The organism is Psychrobacter sp. Ps6 (assembly GCF_022129235.1).
In the GTDB taxonomy this organism is placed as follows: domain Bacteria; phylum Pseudomonadota; class Gammaproteobacteria; order Pseudomonadales; family Moraxellaceae; genus Psychrobacter.
In genome coordinates, this window is sequence record NZ_JADQAI010000001.1 from 613,735 (window position 1) to 637,188 (window position 23,454).

At 43.8% G+C, this 23,454-nt stretch carries 18 protein-coding genes and 4 tRNA genes; 13 read left to right on the forward strand and 9 right to left on the reverse strand.

Annotated elements, in window-relative coordinates; genetic code table 11:
- Positions 1-117: 117 nt before the first annotated feature.
- The gene (locus I3255_RS02595; protein ID WP_238036467.1) at positions 118-747 is read left to right on the forward strand and encodes a BLUF domain-containing protein; all 630 of its coding nucleotides are present in this window, start codon (positions 118-120) and stop codon (positions 745-747) included.
- 116 nt (positions 748-863) lie between these two features.
- Here I3255_RS02595 and I3255_RS02600 read toward each other — a convergent pair whose 3' ends face one another.
- On the reverse strand, positions 864-2,306 hold the full coding sequence (locus I3255_RS02600) for an FAD-binding oxidoreductase (RefSeq protein ID WP_238036468.1): 1,443 nt from the start codon (positions 2,304-2,306) through the stop codon (positions 864-866).
- Positions 2,307-2,641: 335 nt separating this feature from the next.
- Between I3255_RS02600 and serA the strand changes: the two genes are divergently transcribed.
- Positions 2,642-3,868, forward strand: coding sequence for a phosphoglycerate dehydrogenase (serA, locus tag I3255_RS02605; protein WP_238036469.1), 1,227 nt, complete (start codon positions 2,642-2,644; stop codon positions 3,866-3,868).
- An 89-nt stretch (positions 3,869-3,957) separates the two neighbouring features.
- Here serA and I3255_RS02610 read toward each other — a convergent pair whose 3' ends face one another.
- From I3255_RS02610 to I3255_RS02625, 4 genes are all read right to left on the reverse strand, one after another.
- Positions 3,958-5,031, reverse strand: a complete 1,074-nt coding sequence (locus I3255_RS02610) for a rhodanese-related sulfurtransferase (RefSeq protein ID WP_238036470.1) — start codon at positions 5,029-5,031, stop codon at positions 3,958-3,960.
- Positions 5,032-5,300: 269 nt separating this feature from the next.
- Entirely contained in the window at positions 5,301-5,882 is a 582-nt protein-coding gene (locus I3255_RS02615) for a tetratricopeptide repeat protein (protein ID WP_238036471.1), read from the reverse strand.
- 402 nt (positions 5,883-6,284) lie between these two features.
- Positions 6,285-6,902, reverse strand: a complete 618-nt coding sequence (gene metW / locus I3255_RS02620) for a methionine biosynthesis protein MetW (protein WP_238036472.1) — start codon at positions 6,900-6,902, stop codon at positions 6,285-6,287.
- Positions 6,899-8,233, reverse strand: coding sequence for a homoserine O-acetyltransferase (locus tag I3255_RS02625; RefSeq protein ID WP_238036543.1), 1,335 nt, complete (start codon positions 8,231-8,233; stop codon positions 6,899-6,901). Before I3255_RS02625 ends, metW begins: the two co-directional genes overlap by 4 nt.
- A 441-nt stretch (positions 8,234-8,674) precedes the next feature.
- Here I3255_RS02625 and hemH point away from each other — a divergent pair, with 441 nt between their 5' ends.
- On the forward strand, positions 8,675-9,694 hold the full coding sequence (hemH, locus tag I3255_RS02630; RefSeq protein ID WP_238036473.1) for a ferrochelatase: 1,020 nt from the start codon (positions 8,675-8,677) through the stop codon (positions 9,692-9,694).
- 115 nt (positions 9,695-9,809) lie between these two features.
- Here hemH and I3255_RS02635 read toward each other — a convergent pair whose 3' ends face one another.
- The 4 genes from I3255_RS02635 to I3255_RS02650 form a co-directional block, all read right to left on the reverse strand.
- Positions 9,810-10,160, reverse strand: coding sequence for a hypothetical protein (locus I3255_RS02635; protein ID WP_238036475.1), 351 nt, complete (start codon positions 10,158-10,160; stop codon positions 9,810-9,812).
- A gap of 265 nt (positions 10,161-10,425) precedes the next feature.
- A complete protein-coding gene (locus I3255_RS02640) occupies positions 10,426-10,962 on the reverse strand; it encodes a hypothetical protein (protein WP_238036478.1) in 537 nt (178 codons plus the stop codon).
- A 255-nt stretch (positions 10,963-11,217) separates the two neighbouring features.
- A complete protein-coding gene (gene polA / locus I3255_RS02645; protein WP_238036546.1) occupies positions 11,218-14,106 on the reverse strand; it encodes a DNA polymerase I in 2,889 nt (962 codons plus the stop codon).
- Positions 14,107-14,403: 297 nt separating this feature from the next.
- Positions 14,404-14,817 carry an Ohr family peroxiredoxin gene (locus tag I3255_RS02650; protein WP_238036480.1) on the reverse strand — a complete coding sequence of 138 codons (414 nt, stop codon included), beginning with the start codon at positions 14,815-14,817 and terminating at the stop codon, positions 14,404-14,406.
- 258 nt (positions 14,818-15,075) lie between these two features.
- Between I3255_RS02650 and I3255_RS02655 the strand changes: the two genes are divergently transcribed.
- The 10 genes from I3255_RS02655 (at position 15,076) to I3255_RS02700 (ending at position 23,146) form a co-directional block, all read left to right on the forward strand.
- The gene (locus tag I3255_RS02655; protein ID WP_238036482.1) at positions 15,076-15,978 is read left to right on the forward strand and encodes a hypothetical protein; all 903 of its coding nucleotides are present in this window, start codon (positions 15,076-15,078) and stop codon (positions 15,976-15,978) included.
- Positions 15,979-16,160: 182 nt separating this feature from the next.
- The gene (locus I3255_RS02660) at positions 16,161-17,756 is read left to right on the forward strand and encodes a peptide chain release factor 3 (RefSeq protein ID WP_201600390.1); all 1,596 of its coding nucleotides are present in this window, start codon (positions 16,161-16,163) and stop codon (positions 17,754-17,756) included.
- A 217-nt stretch (positions 17,757-17,973) separates the two neighbouring features.
- Positions 17,974-18,828: a DUF3298 and DUF4163 domain-containing protein gene (locus tag I3255_RS02665; RefSeq protein WP_238036484.1), complete on the forward strand. Its 855-nt coding sequence runs from the start codon at positions 17,974-17,976 to the stop codon at positions 18,826-18,828.
- 116 nt (positions 18,829-18,944) lie between these two features.
- Positions 18,945-20,126, forward strand: a complete 1,182-nt coding sequence (locus I3255_RS02670; RefSeq protein ID WP_238036486.1) for an FHA domain-containing protein — start codon at positions 18,945-18,947, stop codon at positions 20,124-20,126.
- A 237-nt stretch (positions 20,127-20,363) separates the two neighbouring features.
- Positions 20,364-21,860, forward strand: coding sequence for an anthranilate synthase component I (gene trpE / locus I3255_RS02675; RefSeq protein ID WP_238036488.1), 1,497 nt, complete (start codon positions 20,364-20,366; stop codon positions 21,858-21,860).
- 194 nt (positions 21,861-22,054) lie between these two features.
- Positions 22,055-22,130 (forward strand) — tRNA-Thr (locus tag I3255_RS02680).
- Positions 22,131-22,197: 67 nt separating this feature from the next.
- Positions 22,198-22,281, forward strand: a tRNA-Tyr gene (locus I3255_RS02685).
- Positions 22,282-22,365: 84 nt separating this feature from the next.
- Positions 22,366-22,439: transfer RNA gene (locus tag I3255_RS02690), tRNA-Gly, on the forward strand.
- Between the two features lie 103 nt (positions 22,440-22,542).
- A tRNA-Thr gene (locus I3255_RS02695) sits at positions 22,543-22,617 on the forward strand.
- A gap of 211 nt (positions 22,618-22,828) precedes the next feature.
- Positions 22,829-23,146, forward strand: coding sequence for a DUF6122 family protein (locus I3255_RS02700; RefSeq protein WP_071002261.1), 318 nt, complete (start codon positions 22,829-22,831; stop codon positions 23,144-23,146).
- Positions 23,147-23,454: the final 308 nt, after the last annotated feature.

The window sequence follows — 23,454 nt, forward strand, 5'->3', positions numbered from 1 at the left end:
TCACGTAGTAACTATTTGCTACGTTTTTGTGAGTCAATATCTTCGTTTACTTCAGGCATAGTGTCGTTTTGCTTGTCATATTTAGCCGTATTTGTTCGGCTGTAGGATCGTTTTATTATGCCCTCAACTCGTAGCAATAGAATCAAGCAATGGAATGACATAGAAGCGTCATCATTGGTTCAGCTGGTCTATGTCAGTACGTTGACCATTGCGTCACGTCTAAACACCTCTATATTTGAGGATGTAGAGGCCCATGCTCGCGATTATAATGAGCAGCACGGCATTACCGGTACATTATGTTATGGCAATGGTCAGTTTTTGCAGTGTATCGAAGGCGAACAGAGACATGTATTTGCGCTACAGAAGCGTATTTTCGCTGATAATCGTCACAAAAACGTTGAAGTATTATTATTGCAAGAGATTGATCATCGTAGTTTTACTGATTGGCGCATGCGTCTGCTGTTTTTGGAGCGCTGGCTATGGTCACCTGCAACCAAAGAGCAAGCAGCGCAGCTTTCACCATTTTTACCATTTGCACCGCACGGCTGGTCACCTGATCGTACTGAGCAATTTTTGCAAATTATCAAAAATTTCGATACCCCGCCACATATCAAAGCAGCGGGCATTACTTACAATGCGCTAGGCAATATGTTCCGCCATATCGCGGCACCGCATCAAGCATTTTTGATTATTCAAGGGTTTTTGAGTGTCTTGCTGGTTGTGGCGCTGGTACTGTTATATCTATAAATCATGTTTTTTTAAATGTAAATTTGGGTTTTCCAAATATAAAGTTGCAAACATAAAAAAGACGCTAAACTTTGAGTTTAGCGTCTTTTTTTTGAGATAAATCGTTAGCCTACCAATCACATATCAAAAATCTTGCCACGATTCATGATGTTGTTTGGATCAAACACCTTTTTGACCTCACGCAGATAATTGATCTCAGTCTCGCTACGGCTGTATTGCAGATACGGCTTCTTCGTCATACCCACCCCATGTTCAGCAGACACTGATCCGCCGTATCTCTGTACCGTCTCAAACACATGCTTATTCACTACCTGACACTCGGCAAAGAAATCATCTTTACTCATGTTTTCAGGCTTTAAGATATTAAGATGTAGATTACCGTCACCGATATGACCAAACCAGCACACCTCAAAGTCAGGGTAATTGCTGCTAACAATCGCATCAATCTCTGCGATAAAGTCGGGCACATGACTGATCAGGACAGATACATCGTTCTTATAAGGGGTAAACACAGAGATGGTCTCTGAGATGTATTCGCGCAGTTTCCACAGCTCAGCCGCTTGCGATAGGCTCTGACTCATCACCCCATCAACCACCCAGCCCTCTTCCATACAATGCTCAAAGATGGCCATGGCCTTTTCCATGATTGGCTCGTAGGGCGCTTCAAACTCTAATAGCGTATAAAACTTAGTGCGTGACTCAAACGGCTCTTGTACTTGACCATGGGCCATCAGCTTATCAATCGCCACCTCATCAAAGAATTCAAAGGCGGTCAAATCAATCTGGGCTTGAAAGGCAGAGAGCACATTCATGACATCACTGAAGTTATCCATACCCAGCACCATGACATTTAAGTCTTGTGGCTGACGCTCAAGTTTGATTTGCGCGTGAGTGACGAGACCAAGCGTACCTTCAGCACCGATAAAGAGTTGACGCAAGTCATAACCCGTGGCGTTCTTTACCATGCCGCGATTCAGCTGCAAGATGTCGCCTTTGCCTGTGACGACCGTTAGTCCCATGATCCATTGACGGGTCATGCCATAGCGGATGACTTTGATGCCACCGGCATTGGTACCAATGTTACCACCCATTTGACTAGAGCCTGCAGAAGCAAAGTCGACAGGATAGTAGAGGTCTTTTGATTCGGCAAACTGTTGCAGCTGTTCGGTAATGACGCCGGCTTCAATCTCGACGATGCGGTCGGCTGGATAAAACTGGCCAATCTGGTTCATTTTATCCATGCTGACGACAATCTCGCCGTTGGCAGCAACCGCACCAGCAGAGAGTCCGGTACGACCACCACTAGGCGTTAGGACGACATTGTGCTCATTAGCAAGCAGGACAATCGCTTGAACTTGCTCAGTAGTCTTTGGAAAGACGATGGCTGCTGCTGCTGGGGCGAAATGTTTGGTCCAGTCTTTGCCCCAATGCTCTAAGCTCTCTGCGTCGGTTTTGATTTGGCTTGAGTCAAATTGATGGGTATCAGTCAGCGTGCTTAGGATCGTTTGCACAGCGTTGGTATGGGCTTGGGAGGTGGACTGTTCGGTAGTTAGCGTCATGGTCAAATCTCAATATTAGCGTAAGCACGATGTTGGGACTGTTTATTATATAGCGAAATGACTATAAATTCAGTGAGGAGTCGGCCCGTGATGGCAATAAGTGGGTGATAGTTTCTAAATAAAAAATGAGATAAATCATAAAAAGTGGTTTGTTTGATTTCAAACCGAATGATTCACTATAGCATAAAAATTTTTCAGGCTTGATAATCAATAATTCATCTAATCTGCTAACATCGGCGTCAAATTTTGTGTAAGATATCGGGACTGTTTTCGTTTCATCCATCACAGATTATCCAACAGGTAATCTTATAAAACAATTATAGGACAGTTCTCATATGGCGTTATCACTACAAAAAGACAAAATCCGGTTTTTATTGCTTGAAGGTCTACATGACAATGCCCTAAAAGTATTGGAAGGCGCTGGTTATCACAACATCGAGAATATCAGTCACGCGTTAGACAAAGAAGAGCTGATCGAAAAGATCAAAGATGCTCACTTTATTGGTATTCGTTCGCGTACTCAATTGACGCGCGATGTACTTGAGCATGCAAACAAACTTATCGGCATTGGTTGCTTTTGTATTGGTACCAACCAAGTCGATCTAGATGCCGCTCGTGACTTAGGTATTCCTGTCTTTAACGCGCCATTCTCGAACACCCGTTCAGTGGCTGAGCTGGTATTAGCCGAAGCCATCATGCTATACCGCGGTATCCCTGAAAAGAACGCAACTGTACATCGCGGCGGCTGGGGTAAGTCTGCGACTAACTCACATGAAGTGCGTGGCAAGACCATCGGTATCGTCGGTTACGGTTCTATCGGCTCGCAGCTGTCTGTGCTAGCAGAAAGCTTCGGTATGAAAGTAATCTATCACGATGCCGTGACCAAATTGCCACTAGGAAATGCGGTACAAGTTGGCAGTCTAGAAGAGTTACTATCAACCGCTGATATCGTGACGTTGCATGTACCTGATGTACCAAGCACCCGCTATATGATGAAAGCTGAGCAGTTCGCTCAGATGAAAGAAGGCAGCTACTTTATCAATGCGGCTCGCGGTACGTGTGTTGAGATTGATGATCTAGCGGCAGCGCTTGAGTCTGGTAAAATTTTGGGCGCGGCGGTTGATGTATTCCCGAAAGAGCCAAAGTCAGCTGACGAAGAGTTTGAATCACCACTACGTAAGTTTGATAATGTGATTTTGACGCCGCATATTGGTGGATCAACGCAAGAAGCACAGGCTAATATCGGCCTAGAAGTCGCTGATAAGTTCGTCAGATATTCTGACCAAGGTGATACAGCGACGGCGGTGAACTTCCCAGAAGTCTCTATCCCGTTCAAAGAAAACTCGCATCGTCTGCTACATATCCACAAAAACGTACCAGGCGTACTGTCTCAGATCAACCGTCTGTTTGCCGAAGCAGGTATCAACATTCTAGCGCAGAGCCTCATGACAGAAGGGGATGTGGGTTATCTCGTGATGGATGTCGATTATAACGATTCGACCGCTGCACTTGATCAATTAAAAGATGTAGAAGAGACCATCCGCGTACGTATTTTGTTTTAATTGATACGAATAGCTGATATAAAAAAGAGAGGCTCTATTGATTAGAGCCTCTCTTTTTTTACTTCTTTTTTATTGTACTAATGCTAAGCTTAGTTTGCTTTATCTTTATTGCCTTCATCTGCTAGACGACGTGCTTCAGTTTTGGCCGCTTTGCGTTTTTCTATGACATCCATCACATCACTACCAATATGAGCTTCACCGCGTTTTTTCGCTAGCTGCATTTGATGTTCACGCTCACGGAAACGCGCTTTTTGCTCATCAGTCGCTTTATCGATACAGTGTGGGCAGGATTCACCTTTGACATAGGCTGGGCTTTGCATATCATCGCTAGTGATCGGCATACGGCAAGCAAAACACTGCTCATAATTACCTTTTTCTAAGTTATGATTGACCGATACGCGGTTGTCAAAAACAAAGCAATCACCTTGCCACATAGAGTCGCTGGCTGGGATTTCTTCTAGGTATTTTAGGATGCCACCTTCTAAATGATAAACTTCTTCAAACCCTTGCTCGCGTAGATAGGCAGTCGACTTCTCGCAGCGGATACCACCCGTACAGAACATGGCGACTTTTTTATGCTTGGCTGGATCGAGCTCTTTTGATACGTATTCTGGAAACTCGCGAAAGGTCTCAGTGTTTGGATTGACGGCATTTTGGAATGTACCGATTTGCACTTCGTAATCATTACGCGTATCGATGAGAGTAACTTCAGGATCTGAGATCAATGCGTTCCATTCGCTAGGCTTTACATAGCGACCGACCGATTGTAATGGATCAATGTTTTCTACGCCCATGGTAACGATTTCTTTTTTTAGCTTTACTTTGGTACGATAGAACGGCTGTACATTGGTATAAGACTCTTTAAAGGTAAAGGTACCAATGGCTTCGATATTACGCAGGTAATCAAGTACGGTATCGATACCTTGACGCGTACCAGAAATCGTACCGTTAATGCCTTCGCTTGCAAGCAACAAGGTGCCTTTGACATCGTTATCTAACATCGCATTTAAAATCGGCTCACGATACTGCTCAAAGTCAGTAAAGCGCGTGAATTTATAAAGTGCAGCGACAACGATATTGTTAGTGACGCTATCGTAGGCGGGGGCTGATTGATTGTCAGTTATCACGGTTTCTTTGATATTACTATCTTGAGTGGTGCTCATGTCTTTCTCCTGCTGGCTAGGTCGCAAACCTAGTGCGTTGGGTTTAAAGTATCTTTTCAGTTTAAAGCATTAACAAAATTGTGGGATTGATAAATGCGCGCGTAGTGTAGCAAATTTTGGCAGGGTTTTGAATAGCTTAAAAGATGTCGCTTGAGACTAGAGAAAAAATCAGCGATTTGTTTACACGATAAAAAACAAAAAAGCCCAGTAAAATACTGAGCCTTTCTATATTCACTGCGTAAGTATTATTCACTGCGTAAGCGTTTGGTTTACTTGCTCTGGAACCAAGTATCTGCTTTGTTGCGGGCACTAGCGATATCTGCACTGGATAAGTTCAATGCCAATTGACCGATTTTACCACGTGCCTTGTTACGAACTTTTTCATCGAGCATGCCATCACGGGCAGCTAAGTCATACCACTTATAGGCATCAACCAGATTTTTTTGTTTTTCATCTAACAATGCAAGTGTGTAACTGGCACGGTTGTCGCCACGCATCGCAGCTTTTTCTAGCCAAAGACGTGCTTGCTGCAAGTTAGGTTGTACGCCTTCACCGCGTAAGTACATGATAGCAAGGTTCAACTGAGCAGGGGCAACCCCTTGTTGAGCAGCTTTGGTGTACCACTGGATGGCTTGTTGGGTATTTTGTGCAATACCTTCGCCTTTTTGCAAGCGCTTGGCTAGATAAAACTGAGCATGGTCGTTACCTTGGGCAGCACGACTAGACAGCTCGCTCACAGGCATCAGCTCAAAACGTGAGGTATCAAGCGGTACGTTTGATATTAACTCAGCATTGGCCAAACCAGCATAAGAAAATAATGCAGTAAACAACGCAGCTCTTAATAATTTCATAGCAGCTCCAAAATTAGGCAGTTAATAAGCAAAAGAATTGTACCGCCAAACATTGTCTTGCTAAAGACAGTTAGACGGCGATAACAATTAGGTGACATCCTGCGATATGAACTTACCTAATCATCAGCAATAGAGTTTTCAGTTCTGTATTATCGATTTGGCCCTAACTGATTAGACAGACGGTCGTAATAGTGGGGTGACTGACAACATTTTGCTAGCTTAACACCCAAACTTACGAAACTCAAATACTAATTACAAGATTTAATAGCTGCTTATACCTGATTGTCCTCAGTAAAATCATAGAGTTACTATAAGATAATCATTAGTTAACAATTTGCTAAGATAAATGGTTCGTCAATAACGGTCATTTTGTCCTTTTAAGCAAAAATCAAATATCTGACATTACTTCGTTTTTTTCTTGGTCACTCGATAGATAGCAACATCTGCGAGTAAATTGGGTGCTTGCCTAATCAATGCCGTCATCAGTGGGGAATGACCTTTATCAGAGTCGCTTACCGCAAAGCGATTAACGATATGAATATCATGCTGCGCACACAGTTGCTCAAAGTCTTTAAACGTACATAGATGAATATTAGGGGTGTTGTACCATTCATAAGGCAGGGCCTCAGATACAGGCATCATCCCTTTGAGTCCTAAATGAAGACGGTTTTGCCAATGGGCAAAGTTAGGGAAGGTGATGATTGCCTCTCGGGCGACGCGCAGCATATCGAGCAGCAGCACATCAGGCGCTTTTACTGCTTGTAGCGCGCGTGCCATAACCACGGTATCAAAGCTGTTATCGGCAAAGCGTGCTAAGCCATCGTTGAGGTCTTGCTCAACAATCGATAAGCCGTTACCAATGGCTTCGTTGATTTTATCTTCATCAATCTCAAGTCCGTATCCGGTAACGCCTAACTTCTGCTGTAAGTGCGCAAGTAGCTCGCCATTACCGCAGCCCAAATCAAGTACATGTGCTTGTGGCGAGATCCAGCGTTCTGCCAGTTGGTGATCCATTCTCATGAGCGCTCTCCTGTGGCTGGGCGATGATGGGTAATAAATGGCGCTGTCAAAAATCCTTCCACTGCACCCATGTAGCGAGGAATATCAAACAAGAAAGAGTCATGTCCGTGTGGCGCATCAATATTAATATAGCTAACAGGTTTACCATTAGCCATCAGTGCATCGACAATCTCTTGCGAGCGCTCTGGTGCAAAGCGCCAATCGGTGGTAAATGACACTACCAAGTACTGACATTGTGTATGGGCGAATGCAGCTTTGAGCGCAGCAAGCTCTTGCTGACGATCAGACTCAATGTCTTCAATCGTCGCTACCGCGTCTTCTAACTCATTTTGCGCATTGGCTTTGCTAGACTCGACTGATGCTGCTATAGAATTTTCTAATGGCACGGCCGGCTCTGTAGTATCTTTTGCTACCGCTGATGAGTAGTCACGCGTCGGGTCGAAATAATCTAGCGCCTTGGTCATGAGTAGATAAGTATTGGCATCAAAGTTTTCACTAAAGCGCTCACCTTGATAACGCAGATAGCTCTCAACCTGAAACTCGACATCGTAGCCATACATAAACTTGCCAGATTTTAAATCACGGCCAAACTTGGCTTTCATCGCGTCATCAGTCAAATAAGTGATATGACCGACCATCCGTGCCAAGATGAGGCCGCGACGAGGGTAGGTACCAGCTTGTATGTAGCGTCCATCCTTAAAATCAGGATCGGATAATATAGACTGGCGTGCGACTTCGTTAAAAGCAATATTCTGAGCAGACAGCTTCGGTGTACTGGCAATCACCACACAGCGTTTTAGCCTATCTGGATAATCTACAGACCATTGTAGTGCTTGCATACCGCCCATTGAGCCGCCAACAATGGCATGCCATACGTCGATGCCCAGACGATCTGAAAGCATGGCTTGGGTTTTTACCCAGTCTTTAATTGTGATGAGCGGAAAGTCAGGGCCATAGACTTGTGGATCATCGCTGTTATTTGCATCAACGCTATCAGGGTTAATAGTGGTAGGCCCTGTTGAGCCAAAACAGCTACCGATATTGTTGACGCACACCACGTAAAAGCGATTGGTATCGATGGCTTTGTTGGGACCAATCATATTGTCCCACCAGCCCGCTTTTTTGTCATCAACGCTATGAAAGCCAGCTGCATGATGGTTGCCCGATAACGCATGACAAATCAAAATCGCATTTGATTTATCACTATTGAGCGTGCCGTAAGTCTCTACCATCAAGTCAAACGAGGGCAGAGTACGGTTACATTCTAAGGTCAATGGCTCAGCAAAATGGAATTTTTGTGGCGTAACCACACCCACAGATCCAGCAGCAATATTGGCTGAGCTATTTACGTGAGTTTGAGAATTAGGGGACTGGTCACTGGTATTATCAGAGCGTGCGTTCAAAGCTACCTCGCAAGACAACAATCATCAATAAAATAAGAGCAAAATAGGAAGGTGTTGACAGACTACTTCACTTACCCGGTTTTTATAAACTGGGCTTGCCTATTGTATGGTGATGCGCGTAGGAGTACAACCGCCGAGCAGGTCTTTTAAACGTAGTTTTTATGGAGCCAAATCTCAAAGGTGAGATAGTAGGCGACTGGCAACTGCGTATCAAATTGTACAAGTATGCTTTTGCCATACGTGATTCATGGATAAAATGCTACACTAATGCGGTGTTTATTCAATGATGTCTTAACAATCCTGCATCTTACACTGCACCTCACGTTGCGACATCCTCCTAATAACTTACTGCTGATAAATAGTGCTGCTATGAAACCTGAATTGCCTCCACGTATTGCTGTCCTGTTAGTCAACCTTGGTACGCCAGATGAGCCAACGGCACCCGCCGTACGTCGCTATCTCAAACAGTTTTTGTCAGATCCGCGAGTGATCGAGATTCCCAAGTTTTTGTGGGCCATTATCTTGAATTTGTTTGTTCTGCCAAGCCGTCCTAAGCGCGTGGCAAAGGCTTACGCCAGCATCTGGGAAGGGGATTCGCCGATTCGTAAAATACTAAAAAGCCAAGTTGAGCTATTAGAGCCGCGTCTGGCAAATAGCGTAGCACCCTTTCGCGTCTCTGTGCATCCTGCGATGAGCTATGGAAATCCTGGATTGCCTGATGTCATGGATGCGTTGCGCGGAGAAGGCGTGGATCACTTTGTTATCTTACCTTTATTCCCCCAGTATTCAGCTTCTTCAGGTGGTGCGGTATATGATGCGCTGACAAAATGGACACTTAAGCAACGTAACTTGCCAAATTATACCATTGTCAAAGACTACTTTGCGCATCCACTATATATTCAGGCATTGGCTAACTCGATACGCCGTTTCCAAGAAAAGCATGGCAAGCCTGAAAAATTAATGTTTAGCTTTCACGGTATCCCGCAGCCCTATGCGGATAAAGGCGACCCGTATCCTAAGCGTTGTAAGTGTACCGCTGCGCAAGTGGCACATGCACTTGGCCTAAAAGACGACGAGTGGATCATCAGTTTCCAGTCGCGCTTTGGTAAGCAAGAATGGGTAAAGCCATATACTGATGTGGTACTGGAAGATTGGGGTAAATCTGGTGTGCGCTCAGTACAAGTGATTAGTCCTGCATTCTCAGCGGATTGTCTCGAGACGCTAGAGGAACTGGCTATTGAAAACCGTGATAATTTTCTGGAAGCAGGCGGGCAAGAGTATCACTATATTCCAGCACTTAACCTTGATGAGATGCATATTGAGCTACTTGAAGCATTGAGCTTGCCTCTTGTAAAAGGCTGGGCGGGTACGCTTGATGGTTGGGTGTAATCAGCTGAAAATATCTATCACTGTTAGTTAAATGACAAGTCATAAAAAAGCACGCTTAACGATATCAAGCGTGCTTTTTTGCTCTGAAGGGTTATATCAACCGCGATGCTACTTTCTAAAAATCATCGTCATTGCTGCGTTCTGCGGCATCTCTATCAGCAATATCCATTGTATCTGGATAATCATTGTCATCAAGATTGTCTTGAACCAAAACTTCGTCCACACGCGACTCATCAAGGTTTTGACGATGCATAGGTGTTAGTCCTTGGGTGGCATCACTACCGACTTCTGAATTATCAAACCCTGCACTGTTGTCAATCACATCATCGTTGTCGATTGTATGCAGCATCGGATTGTCTAAATCGACCAACTGGTTGTTTTGGTTGTCGGTGCTGTCATTATTGTCGCGGCGATTGCCATCGATATGATCCATCTCTTCTGGTAGTGGATTCTTTGTGTTTTCCATCAGTCATTCCTTATTGTAATTATTAGCAGTAAAGTCATTGTAAAGGCTTATAAAGTCGCTGCTTATAGCGACATTGATAATCTGTCCATAAGTTTGTATGGTTATTGGGATTTTCACTAGTGGTAAGGTGTGACAGGATGTTCAAAAAATGTAAGGCGATTGTCAAAATGCAAAACGGCTACTCATATTGAGTAGCCGTAAATTCTTGTGAAGTTGCTTAGAAGACTTTTTCCACTAGGGCATTAATAATATCGTAATTATAATTTTAATTATCAGCGTGTTTGAGCTCATAATTTAACTTCTTCGCCAGACATGATTCATAATCAGCCAGTTTGAATCGCCATAAATACGTCAAAGCAATACCATAGATGACGGTCTCAGCCAATTCTTCGACAACTTCACCAAAGGTGTGCGGGAATATAATGGCGTTCTCTCCCATATATTGGATGATTACTAGTACAGTGACAGTGAGGTAGAGCGAGACAGGCACATTCTTTAGTACTGCCCATAGGTAATGCCTTGAATAGGCCAATAAACCAAGCGCGACGAGATAGATAACGGTCAGTACACTGTCTTCCCACCAGTCATAAGATTGATTTAAAAACGAGAAATCGCTCGGAACCAACAAATCTGGTAGATAGTTTAGCTCGCGACGAATGACGGTAAAAAATACAAGCACGGCTGCCAACCAAAAGGCCTGAATGTGTTTGATATGACTTTGTATCATGTACTGTGTGCAACGCAGCAAACAGACAAATAGCAAAATCATACCAGGGATTTCAATAATGCCATCTGAACTCAAAATAATTGGCTCCTGGGTATCAAAAAAATGTGTCAAAAACAAAAAAGTGAGCCCGTAGGCTCACTCTAAACCGAAAAAAATCTAACGAAATATGCATAATTTACTATGACGCTATTATAACCCAATATGGTGATAATAACGTCATAGAATATAACCAAGTAGTCATAAGTGGTTGTTTATATAGATGATACAGTGGGTTTCAAAACTCACCATATCTTTAAGTTCGCTAACGTTCTGAGTTGACCAAATCAATGATTAATGTGCTTCATCCCAGTTTTGACCACTATCGGTTTCAACCAGTAGTGGAACAGTAAAGTTGACATGCCAGCCTTTATCCACTGCCGTAGTCGTCAAAACATCCTGCATCGCATCGGTAATCAATTGGCTAACCGCGTCTACTTTATCAGCATCCACTTCAAATACCAGTTCATCATGAACTTGCAGCAGCATTTTGGCTTGATCTTTCGGCAATACCTTATCGACAGCAATCATGGCAAGCTTAATCAAGTCAGCAGCGGAACCCTGTAGAGGCGCGTTAATTGCCGCACGCTCAGCGCCTTGCTTGACCATACGATTGCTATGATTAATATCAGGGGTATAGAGCTTACGGCCTAGTATTGTCTCGACATAGCCTTGCTCGTACGCGCTGGCACGAGTATTGACCATATAGTTTTTGACACCCGGATAGCGCTCAAAGTACATATCGATATAATCTTGCGCCTCGCCGCGACTCATTTGCAGCTGCTTGGCAAGTCCAAAGGCACTCATCCCGTATAGCAGACCAAAATTAATGGCCTTGGCATTACGGCGTTCAGTTGGGGTCACGTCTGCAACATCCTTGCCAAGCACTTCAGCGGCAGTCGCAGCATGAATATCTAACCCTTCGTTAAAGGCATGCGTCAAGTGCTTATCGCCTGAGAAATGCGCCATGAGACGAAGCTCGATTTGTGAATAATCGGCCGCTAAGATCACGCGACCTTCTGGTGCAATAAAGGCTTGGCGAATCAGGCGACCAGTTGCCGTACGAATCGGAATGTTTTGTAAGTTAGGATCTGTTGATGACAGGCGACCAGTGCTGGTTAGTGCTTGATGGTAGCTGGTATGCACGCGATCCGTCTCACTATCTGCGACATTATCTAAGGCGTCGGTATAGGTGCTTTTGAGCTTAGATAAACCGCGATACTCTAGCGTAATATCGACTAAGGGATGATCGATTTTTGATAAGACCGCCTCACCAGTCGAGTATTGACCAGACTTGGTTTTTTTACCGCCAGCAACGCCGAGCTTGTCAAACAGCATCTCACCAAGCTGCTTTGGTGAGCCTAAGTTAAATTCTTCCCCTGCGACTTCATAAGCGCGTTTTTCTAGTGCGATAATTTCTTCATCAAAGCGTTTTGACAGCTCGTTTAAAAATGAGCGTTTGATGAGAATACCGTTTGCTTCCATTTGACAAAGGATCTCTGCCGTTGGAATTTCTAGCTCGTGGAGTAATTTGGCATTATTAGCATCGTTAGCCAGCTCAACGCTGAATACGTCAAATAACTGATAAGTAATATCAGCATCTTCACACGCGTAGTCGCTAGCAATATCGATAGCTACTTGGTCAAAGGTAACTTGCTTCGCGCCTTTGCCTGCGACTTCCTCAAAGCTGATGGTTTGTGTTTGCAGATAATGGCGTGCTAAGTCGTCCATACCGTGACGAGTCGCTGCCGCATTGATGACGTAGCTGGCAAGCATGGTATCCATCGCCCAGTTATTTGGCTGCTCATGTATGGCGCCAACTAAGTCAATATCATAGTGAGCGAGGATGTGCGCGTCATACTTCAGATGCTGTCCGATTTTACCGATATTTGGATTCTCTAACACAGGCTTTAAACGTGCCAATACAGTATCGCGGTCGAGTTGTTTTGCTATCAGCTCATCACCTTCTAAGCTGTGGGTGAGCGGAATATAATAGGCCTCGTGCGCTTGCACCGCAAAAGATAGACCAACGATTTGCGCCTCGCGCCAATGAACGCTGGTGGTTTCGGTATCGATGACAAAGTGCGGCGCCGCCTCTAGTAATTTGACCAAGCTATCAAACGCAGGCTCATCGAGCACAGTATGCCACGCTTTATCTTGATGATTACTGCCCGTCATATTATCAATATTGGCAGATTGCAGCGATTTGGCAACTTGCGCTTGTGACTCAGCATTGGCTTGGCTATCAGCAACGCTTTGTGAGCCATTAGCCGGATGGTTTGGGTGATCAAGAGATGCCAGCTCATTTCTAAACTCAAGCTCGGTATATAATTCGCGCAGCTCATCTATATGTGCACAAGGATCCGTATTGATTTTTAAATCGTTCCAGTCTTGGCCGATTTCCAAATTCGTTACGATGGTAGCAAGCTTTCTATTAAAAGGAATATCATCGGCGTGTTCGATCAAGCCCTTAGCCCCGCGACCTTTGATAAAGCCAATATGCTTGAGCATGTTTTCGATATCACCGTACTCAACCAGCAAGTCTTTGGCAGTCTTTTTACCGATACCCGGTACACCTTTGATACCGTCAGAGGCATCACCCATTAACGTCAAAAAATCGATCATTTGGTTTGGATTAATACCGAACTTATCGATCACCGCTGGTGTATCCGTGACTTTACCAGTAAAGCTGTCTTCTAAGATGACGCAATCGTTGACCAACTGCATCATGTCTTTATCGCCGGTTGAGATGACGACATGGTGACCTTGCTCGACAGCGCGATGGGCAAGTGTACCGATGATATCATCGGCCTCTGCACCCTCAATACGTAATAGCGGAATACCTAAGGCGCTAACCAAACGATGAATATAAGGAATTTGCTCTACCAACTCTATATCGATGGGCGGACGAGCTGCTTTATAGTCAGACGACATATGATGGCGAAAAGTCGGTGACTTGGTATCGAAGCAGACGGCCATATGAGTAGGGTGATAACGACGCATGAGTTTGAGTAATGCGTTCAATGTGCCGCGTATCGCATTGGTAATCAGGCCCTGCGAGTTTTGCATGGTTTTTGGGAGGGCATGATAGGTGCGAAACAAATAATAAGAGCCGTCAACCAAGATAAACGGGGGCTGATCTTTGTCTACGTGACTGGTATCCATCAGCGCGACATTAGGCATATCGTCAAAATTCGGTAAGGTTTTAGGATCGAGTGCTTGATGGGAGTTGTGGTCGTTATCGGCGGTATTGTCAGCTATATTATCAGTCATAAAGGTCACTTATCAGCTATTAGATAAAAATATGCCCTTATTATAACGATAAAAACAGTGCGTGCCGAACTGCTTAACCGTTACGAGATGTTCTAGCGGTTTTATTTTTTCACCAAAATTTCAAACAAAAAAAGAACCCAGACCAGCTGAGTTCTTCTATAATTAATATATTCTTAATTAATCATTGATAATGAGTCTCATAATGCGTTATTTTACTTCTGAAGAGACTTCAACATCGATGTTGCCGCGTGTGGCTTTAGAATATGGACACACCTCATGCGCTTTTTCAACCAACTTTTGAATGTCGTCAGCTGATAGGTCAGTATTATCGGCGATTACATGGATTTTTACTGAGAGTTTGTACTCGTGGTTGTCACCTTGCAATAGGTCGACAGACGTTTCAGTGGTTGAGCCAAAGCGTGCGTCTTCCATCTTTTTGACTACGCCAAGGGCGCTATCAAAGCAAGCACCATAGCCCATAGCCAGCAATTGCTCAGGGTTATTGCCTTTTTGATTGCCACCTGGTGGTGCCATGTTGATCTCAAGGTCGCTATCGCTCAAGGTTGCCGTACCCATACGACCGCCAGTAACAGTAGATTTAGTAGAATATAAAGTTTTCATAACACATCCTTTGTTGTGGTTTTTAGGTTTGACTAGTGAATCTAAATATGCAACTTAGGATAACAAATCATCAGCCCAGCTCAGTAAGTCGGTAGTAAATATTTACGACAAGTTTGTAAATATGACTTTCGGAGCTATCTACAATAACAGTAGATGCTGATGCTCATAAACAAAATGACCGAAGCCAGCCATTTGGTGGGTCATACTAATATCATCAAATTGGATGATAAAAAATCTAAATCATAAGGACATTGTTCGATGAATAGAGTGGTTGCGATATCTGGTGTTTTCTTCTGGTCAATGCTTGCTTTGATAGGCTGCGAAGTAGATGACGGCAGTTATGGTTCTGATAGCGATAATATTACGCTGACGAGCTTTGCTAACAGTTACGATAGTAAGGCCAACGATACCGCCATTGCGCGCATCGATGAGACTTATCGCACAGGCGCACGCAACATCAAAACTACCAATCTCATTAACAGTTATAGCAATCAGAGTCTAAATGATTTGGACAGAACGGTACTGGCAGATAACTTCGAAGGTCGACTCGAAAACAAAGACATTGAAGTTAATGGTCGCACAGTCAAACGTCCTATTTACGAAAAAAACAGTAATAACAAACTAGGCTACGAAACCACCTATCAAACATTGGACTTGTCGGGCTTAACGACCCGCAGTTATAGCGCGGGCACGAATATCGAAGACCGCCGTGGTATTCTTACTGATTTGAGCAACTACTCCAATATTCCCTCTAATGTTGCGTTTCCTGAAGGCTCCGTTTGTTACATTCCAGTGGTGACAAGCGAGCGCTCATTTTTAGCTTTCAATGACAAAAATAAGACAGGCTATTCGTCATTGGAAAAATGGATCGAAGCTGCCAAACAACGCTTTAGTGATGATAGAGATCATAGAACCTCTCAGTTTGGTGTTGGTATAGCAAATAAGCAAAAAGCGGCGCAAGTGATGTTCTTTGAATATAAAAATCAACCTGCCTATGAATATAGTGGCGTTGAATATGGGAAGGATATCTATGAGGCAAATTATGTTGCCAAAGGTAGCACCGATCCGAATATAGATAGCCGCTTTGGCGTGGTAGATTGTACGCTTGTTAATGAGATCGCAGGAGACTTCTTAGCTGAGCAAATCAAGCGCTATTATTAAAATCAAGCAAGCCCTACGCTGACGGTTAAAAATTTTGTTAACACGCTTTGTCTGACTGATAGAGCGTGTTTTTTTATACGCTAATTCTGCACCCTAACGCTAAATCGGCTACAATACGCTCATTATTGATTTTATTTATTTAGATTAACTTCTAAATGACACAACTGTTGAAGCTGAAAATTATGAGCGTAGATCCAAAAAAATTAACCAAAGAAGTGGCCAAGCGTCGCACCTTTGCCATTATCTCGCATCCCGATGCCGGTAAGACCACCATGACCGAAAAGCTGCTGTTATGGGGACAAGCGATTCAGGTAGTGGGCGAAGTAAAAGGCCGTAAGACCGATCGTCATGCAACCTCAGATTGGATGAGTATGGAGCAAGAGCGTGGTATCTCAATCACCACGTCTGTCATGCAGTTCCCGTACAAAGACCACATGGTCAACCTACTAGATACCCCAGGTCACGCCGACTTTAGTGAAGATACCTATCGTACCTTGACCGCAGTGGATAGCGCATTGATGATGGTTGATGGGGCCAAAGGTGTCGAAGAACGAACCATCAAGCTGATGGAAGTTTGTCGCATGCGCGATACGCCAATCATTTCTTTCGTCAACAAGCTCGATCGCCAGATTCGTGAGCCGCTTGAGCTACTAAGTGAAATCGAAGCGGTACTAAAGATTAAATGCGTGCCAGTCACGTGGCCAATTGGTATGGGACAGGACTTTGTTGGGGTGTATCACCTTGCAGAAAACAAAACCTACTTATATGAGAAAGGCAATGGCGGCAAGATGACCGTTTCTGAGACCCGTGAAGGTTACGATTATCCTGATATCCGCGAGCGTCTCGGGCAGTTGATGTTTGATGCCTTTGAGGAGTCACTTGAGCTGGTACAGATGGCGCTAGAAGAGTTCAGTGTTGACGCGTTTTTAGCGGGCGAGATGACGCCAGTATTGTTCGGTACAGCGCTTGGTAACTTTGGTGTCAACATGGTACTCGATACCTTGGTCAAATACGCGCCGCCACCAAAAGCCCATCCAACGACTGAGCGTAAAGTATCAGCAACCGAGACCGATTTCACAGGTTTTGTTTTTAAGATTCAAGCCAATATGGATCCGCGTCACCGTGACCGTATTGCGTTCTTGCGCGTGTGCTCTGGCAAGTACGAGAAAGGCATGAAAATGAAGCACGTGCGTCTGGGTAAAGACGTGCGTATTGCTGATGCGCTGACCTTTTTGGCAGGCGACCGCGAGGCGCTAGAAGAAGCCTATCCGGGTGATATTATTGGTTTGCATAACCACGGAACGATTTCTATCGGTGATAGTTTCACTGAAGGCGAGGAGTTGAGCTTTACCGGTATTCCTCATTTTGCCCCTGAATTGTTTCGCCGTGTGGTGCTAAAAGATCCGCTTAAATCAAAAGCCCTGCAAAAAGGTCTTCAACAGTTAAGCGAAGAGGGTGCCACGCAGGTATTTATGCCGCAGATTAACAATGACTTGGTCTTGGGTGCGGTTGGTGTACTACAGTTTGAAGTGGTCGCGCATCGTCTCAAAGAAGAGTACAAAGTGCAATGTACCTTTGAGCCAGTATCGATTGCCACCGTGCGCTGGATTCACTGTGATGATGAAGTGGCATTGGCGAAGTTCAAGAAAAAAGCCCATGACCAATTATCATTAGATGGTGGTGGTTATCTGACTTACCTTGCGCCATCACGTGTCAACTTACAGTTGATGCAAGATCGTTATCCCGAAATTACCTTTAGCAGCACGCGTGAGCATTAAAACGACTATTATCAAACCAACCGTATCACTGTATTGTTCATTGATTAAGACACGCTAGCCGTGTCTTTTTTATTGTCCGTTATTTATGTGGCAAATGAGTCAAGAGAGGTTTTGAGTGAGTAGCAACACTTCAAAAACACAAACAGTGTTCCTACAATACAGCGTCATTGTTACGGTAGAATGTTATGCAACACTTTATATTTATAAAAAGGGATGTATGAAAGCTATGGTTCAATCTCATCTTAATAGGTTCACGCTGACGCATATCTCTTCAGGCAGGGTAGGGCGTGTACGGCGAATTGGTCTCTTAGCAAGCGGTTTACTGATGGGTGCCGCTAGTCTGTCCGCAAATGCAGGTAGCCTGATCAGCTCAACAGAATATCTTGATTATCAGTTACCAGAAAAAATTCAAAAGATGTGCACTGAGCGTGATAATTGCCCAGAAATTGAGGTTAAATATCTTAAGACCAATCATGGCTGGATAGATAAGGCAGTCAATGCACGTATCGATAATTTGGTAGTGAATAGCAAGCCAACTGAATCTGCACCTATTAAGACAAAAAGCAGTCAGGCAGATGTGACTGCTGCGATTAATGACTTTGCGACATCGCAGTTTCAAGATATGCCTGAAGAGGTTTCTTGGGCTTATAGCTTGATGGTGACGCCTGATTACTTGGGTCATGTGAATAACTTTGAGCTGTTTGAAATCAACTCCTATGTCTTTACCGGTGGTGCACATGGCATGCCTTATAGCGAGTATCTGACGTTTGATCTGACCACCAAAAAACAAGTCACTCTTGATGACATGCTGATCAAAGGCAAAAAGCCTCGTTTTGAAGCAATCGCGCATGAGGCGTACAAAGCATGGGTTAAAACGGTCGCTGATGATGTCAGTAGCTATGAGAAAAGCTGGCCGTTTATGCTGAGCGACAATGTGACCTTGACAGAGACAGGGATTAACATTCGTTATCAGCACTATTCTATCGGCCCATATGCCTACGGTATGCCTGTATTGAGCATCCCGTATAGTCAGCTTGATAAAGTCATCAAGCCTCACTTTATACCAAAATAGATCAAACACATGACCACTGATTATGCTCTCTATCATAGAGTGGTCAGTGAATAAAAATTGACAGTAATTTGCTTAAAATCGTTTGAAAATTAATAGAAAAAATAAGGAGTGATAGCATGACGAACAATACAGATAGCGTAAGCACGACAGCAGAGATGGATACTTGGCAATTAAATGCGATAACAGAGGCGCTGGGTGATCTGACGCTGACAGTCAATGACAGCTTGTCTATAGGTCGTGGCAGTGATAATGACGTGGTACTAGGCAGTAAGCAAGTATCTCGCAATCATGCCATTCTAAGCATACTTGATGGTCAGTTATACGTAAAAGATTTGGACTCTTCTAACGGTACCTTTATCAACGATCAACGTATCGCGGGCAACGAATCAAGCCTTCTACAGGCTGAGGATACGCTTGGATTTGCAAGCTTTAGCTTTCAGGTACAAGCGCCTGTCGCTGCTAAAGCAGATGAGACACTAGAGCCAGTCACAACAGAAGCTGCAGTAAGTAATGTCAGTGATGAGACTGCCCCAGCAGAAGCCACTGAGAATTTGCACGACGAATATATCATCGAAGAGCATATCGTCAGCGAGCCAATCGTAAAGCAAACGAATACTGAAGAGATTTTACCCGCTGCAGAGGATGCAGAGAATCCATCTGTTGTAATTGACAGAGCGGAAGTAACTGAACCAGCGCCTCAAGAGTCTCAAGAGCCAGTAGTCAAAGAGACAGGTATCGACGATGTCTTGTCGGCCGCAGAAAGTGCTACGCCTGCATCGATTGAAACAGCACCAGCAGAGTCAGAGCTAGTATCTGAGACGTCTGTATCAGCAACGACTGAGTCAACAGTAACGGAACCAGAAGCTGTGACCACTACAGAGCCGTTGACCCCAACAGTATCTACTGATGATGCACCATCAGTATCGCAGCCAACGGTAAGTGAAAAACCAGTAGCAAATGAAGAGCCCGTAGTAAGTGAAGAACCAGTAGTAAGTGAAGAACCAGTAGTAAGTGAAGAGCACGACAAAACGACAAAGACTGAATTACAAGAAGAAGCCGATCCTGAGGTTTTGAAAGCCAAGCAAGCAGCGACCGCGCAATTTTCGGGTACGGCCAACTTAGGGCAGGCTCATGATCTTGGCACTGAAGGCAATAATGCCAAGGATCAAGAAATCAGTAATCCAGCTCATACAGGACAAGTAGAGAAAAAAGCTAGCGGTGGTTGGTTTATATGGGTATTTGCTGCCATTTTGATTATTGGCTTGGCATTATGGCTATTTAACATGGGCGTTATGTAGTTACATCTATCCATAGTTTGAATACGATCGTTTATCCATAGCTATCCTGCTTGGTAAGCAGTCCGTTACCTCAGTTAGTTTATGAGGGTTGAGGCCTGAACCCAACTGCTGTATAAGTCGTCATTCAAGCAAACTGCTTTTTATAGCGCCAACATTCAAATACGGTGTTGGCGCTATATTTTATGGTTCAGTCCACTGTTTTATTTTTTGCCATTATTCTGCTAAGAGAACGTTACTATGATGACTTTCCAAGAATATCAAGCGTTTAAAGATCGGGGTTTTAGTCATGCACCCTTAGTAAAAAAACGTTTGATGGATGCACAGACACCAGTGTCTGTATTTTCCAAAGTACGTGATTTAAACGGCTCTGCCTATTTGTTTGAGTCTGTGGTAGGTGGTGAGCGCTGGGCAAGATACTCGATGATCGGTTTGGGTAGTGATCTTATTTTACAGTACGCTGATGGCAATATGACCACCAAGCGGAACGATCATATCGATACAGAAGCAGTAGAGAATCCTTTTGATTATATCCGTCAGCTGATGGCGCAGTATCAGATGCCGACCGCTGAAGATGTGCCCACCATGCCAAGTTTTAGCGGCGGCCTAGTCGGTTACTTTGGTTACGACATGGTACGTATCATTGAGCCTAGTGTGGGCCTATCTGACGTACCCAATCCGATGTCGATGCCGGATATGTGGCTGATGCTGTCGATGAGTGTCATTGTTTTTGATAATTTAGAAAATACCTTATCGATCATCGTCTATGCTGACTGTCAAACCGAGGAGGGCTATAGCTTAGCTATCCGCGAGTTAGAAAAAATCGAAGAGAAGTTAGCAGAACCGTCTAATTTGTCCGCGCCAGTGATGCCCACACCAAAATTTATCTCGCAAACAGGTATGGAAAAGTACTGCAGCGACGTTAAGAAAATAAAAGACTATATCGCAGCAGGCGACGTCATGCAGGTGGTTCCAGCACAGCGGTTAACGGCGGATTACACAGGCGACTCTCTAGCCGTCTATCGTGCATTACGGTATCTAAATCCATCGCCGTATCTGTTTTTGGTGCATGGCTATACGCTTGATGATCACAAACGCTTTGATATCATTGGCGCTTCTCCTGAAATCCTGTCCCGCATCGAAAATGGCAAAGTCACCGTACGGCCACTGGCAGGGACGCGCAAGCGTGGTCAAGACGAAGCGGAGGATCTGGCACTTGAACAAGAGCTGCTCAATGATGAAAAAGAGACTGCCGAGCACTTGATGCTTATTGATTTGGGTCGCAATGATATCGGCCGTGTTTGTGAATATGGCAGTGTCAAAGTCACAGAAAAGATGTTTATTGAGCGCTACTCACAAGTGATGCACATCGCGTCCAATGTGGAGGGTACGATAAGGTCTGATAAAGACGCGCTAGATGTATTTTGTGCCACGTTTCCAGCGGGTACACTATCAGGGGCGCCCAAGATTCGCGCGATGCAAATCATTGACGAGATAGAGCCAGTACGTCGGACAGTATTTGGTGGTTCAGTGGGCTATCTAGGTTGGAATGGCAATATGGATACCGCCATTGCTATTCGTACAGCAGTGATGCGCCGCGGTGAAATCCATATCCAAGCAGGCGCAGGTGTTGTTGCTGATTCTGTGCCGGAAGCGGAGTGGGATGAAACCAATAAAAAAGCATTGGCATTGGTAAAAGCGGTAAAAATGGCCTGTAATGGACTACGCATTCGCTAGTTATATAGCCAGCTATGCAGCGCATGTAATCACAATAGATCAGAAAAGCAATTACGTTGTTATTTTTCTATCAAAAAAATAATAACGTAATCAGTAGCTTAAATATTATTATTAAAATAATTGAAAAAAAGATAAAAAAGGGCTTGCGCATCTCAAAATATTTGATAGAATAGCCACCACTTTAGAGAGAACAAGCCGACTTAGCTCAGTTGGTAGAGCAACTGACTTGTAATCAGTAGGTCGCCAGTTCGATCCCGGCAGTCGGCACCATCTCTTTTAAAGTAGCTTTTTATGAATTTGTCTTAAATGAAAGTCATTTTTGTTCAAAGCACCCTTAGGTGGGATTGGGGAGCGGTCAAACCCAACAGACTGTAAATCTGTCGCGAAAGCTTCGAAGGTTCGAATCCTTCTCCCACCACCATATTTTTTAAAAGTTTGTTATAGCGCCAAGCATGCTCTATATAGTTTTTAACTCTCAATTAGAGTTATTAAGATTAGAGTAAATGCGGGTGTGGTATAATGGTAACACCTTAGCCTTCCAAGCTAATGACGCGGGTTCGATTCCCGCCACCCGCTCCATATATACACCATCGCAAAGCCTATTAATTATTCATCACGACATCAGTTATTATCGCTGTATCGTGATATTTTTTTTAGTGCGGCTCAAAGGTTTACACTATACGCTCATATAGCTCAGCGGTAGAGCACTCCCTTGGTAAGGGAGAGGTCTCGAGTTCAATTCTCGATATGAGCTCCATTTATTATGTGAATCCTCTATGCTTGTTTTGCTATTTATATATAGCTTTGCGTCGATATCGAAAATATAAAATATTGAAACATATAAAATTAGTACGACAGGTAATGATTTAAAGGTGACACTGAGGTGTTGCCTTTTAGTGCTGTCAGCATATTAATAAATATTGTTTTTAATGATTCGATATCAACAGAATTAAAACTGGTAGACGAGTATGCAAACGTTTATACATTACTTTTTGCATTTTGGTTTCCCTCTCGTTATCGCAGTTGTATTTTTTAAGAAAGAGTGGAAAAAAGCATATCTGATATTGCTCGCGACTATGTTAGTTGATTTGGATCACTTAGTAGCAGATCCGATCTTTCAGGCTAATAGATGTAGCATTAATTTCCATCCGCTACATACGTATTATGCAATGCTGGTATATGTTGCTTTACTCTTTTTTCGTAAGCCTTTTAACATCATTGGAATTGGATTGCTTTTTCATATGTTAACGGATTTTACGGATTGTTTGATGATGTCGTCTAGCTGATATAATAGCGTTGCACATCGAGCCATTAAACGGTTATAAGTAGTAGCATGTTTGAGACCTCTCTAGACAATAGAAAAATAGGTTTCGAGCAAGAGATATATGACTATTGAAGATAAGTCGGCGTATAATAACGGATACAAAAATTAGTTCGAAGTGCTGTTTGATAAGAAGCAGTGGTTCGTGCGGTTGATAGCTAGGTTTATGATGAGTTAGTTTTATTATGAGCCATTAAACAGCTTTTTATTGATCATTCACCAAAAAAAAGAGGAAATACCCATGGCAAAGGCCAAGTTTGAACGTAGCAAGCC

Coding starts and splice junctions, on each gene's coding strand:
- I3255_RS02615 (WP_238036471.1), bottom strand. CDS start 5,882: ATGAAATTATTAAGAGCTGCGTTGTTTACTGCATTATTTTCTTATGCT.
- hemH (WP_238036473.1), top strand. CDS start 8,675: ATGAAACCTGAATTGCCTCCACGTATTGCTGTCCTGTTAGTCAACCTT.
- I3255_RS02635 (WP_238036475.1), bottom strand. CDS start 10,160: ATGGAAAACACAAAGAATCCACTACCAGAAGAGATGGATCATATCGAT.
- I3255_RS02665 (WP_238036484.1), top strand. CDS start 17,974: ATGAAAGCTATGGTTCAATCTCATCTTAATAGGTTCACGCTGACGCAT.
- I3255_RS02595 (WP_238036467.1), top strand. CDS start 118: ATGCCCTCAACTCGTAGCAATAGAATCAAGCAATGGAATGACATAGAA.
- trpE (WP_238036488.1), top strand. CDS start 20,364: ATGATGACTTTCCAAGAATATCAAGCGTTTAAAGATCGGGGTTTTAGT.
- metW (WP_238036472.1), bottom strand. CDS start 6,902: ATGAGAATGGATCACCAACTGGCAGAACGCTGGATCTCGCCACAAGCA.
- serA (WP_238036469.1), top strand. CDS start 2,642: ATGGCGTTATCACTACAAAAAGACAAAATCCGGTTTTTATTGCTTGAA.
- I3255_RS02700 (WP_071002261.1), top strand. CDS start 22,829: ATGCAAACGTTTATACATTACTTTTTGCATTTTGGTTTCCCTCTCGTT.
- polA (WP_238036546.1), bottom strand. CDS start 14,106: ATGCCTAATGTCGCGCTGATGGATACCAGTCACGTAGACAAAGATCAG.
- I3255_RS02650 (WP_238036480.1), bottom strand. CDS start 14,817: ATGAAAACTTTATATTCTACTAAATCTACTGTTACTGGCGGTCGTATG.
- I3255_RS02655 (WP_238036482.1), top strand. CDS start 15,076: ATGAATAGAGTGGTTGCGATATCTGGTGTTTTCTTCTGGTCAATGCTT.
- I3255_RS02610 (WP_238036470.1), bottom strand. CDS start 5,031: ATGAGCACCACTCAAGATAGTAATATCAAAGAAACCGTGATAACTGAC.
- I3255_RS02600 (WP_238036468.1), bottom strand. CDS start 2,306: ATGACGCTAACTACCGAACAGTCCACCTCCCAAGCCCATACCAACGCT.
- I3255_RS02670 (WP_238036486.1), top strand. CDS start 18,945: ATGACGAACAATACAGATAGCGTAAGCACGACAGCAGAGATGGATACT.
- I3255_RS02660 (WP_201600390.1), top strand. CDS start 16,161: ATGAGCGTAGATCCAAAAAAATTAACCAAAGAAGTGGCCAAGCGTCGC.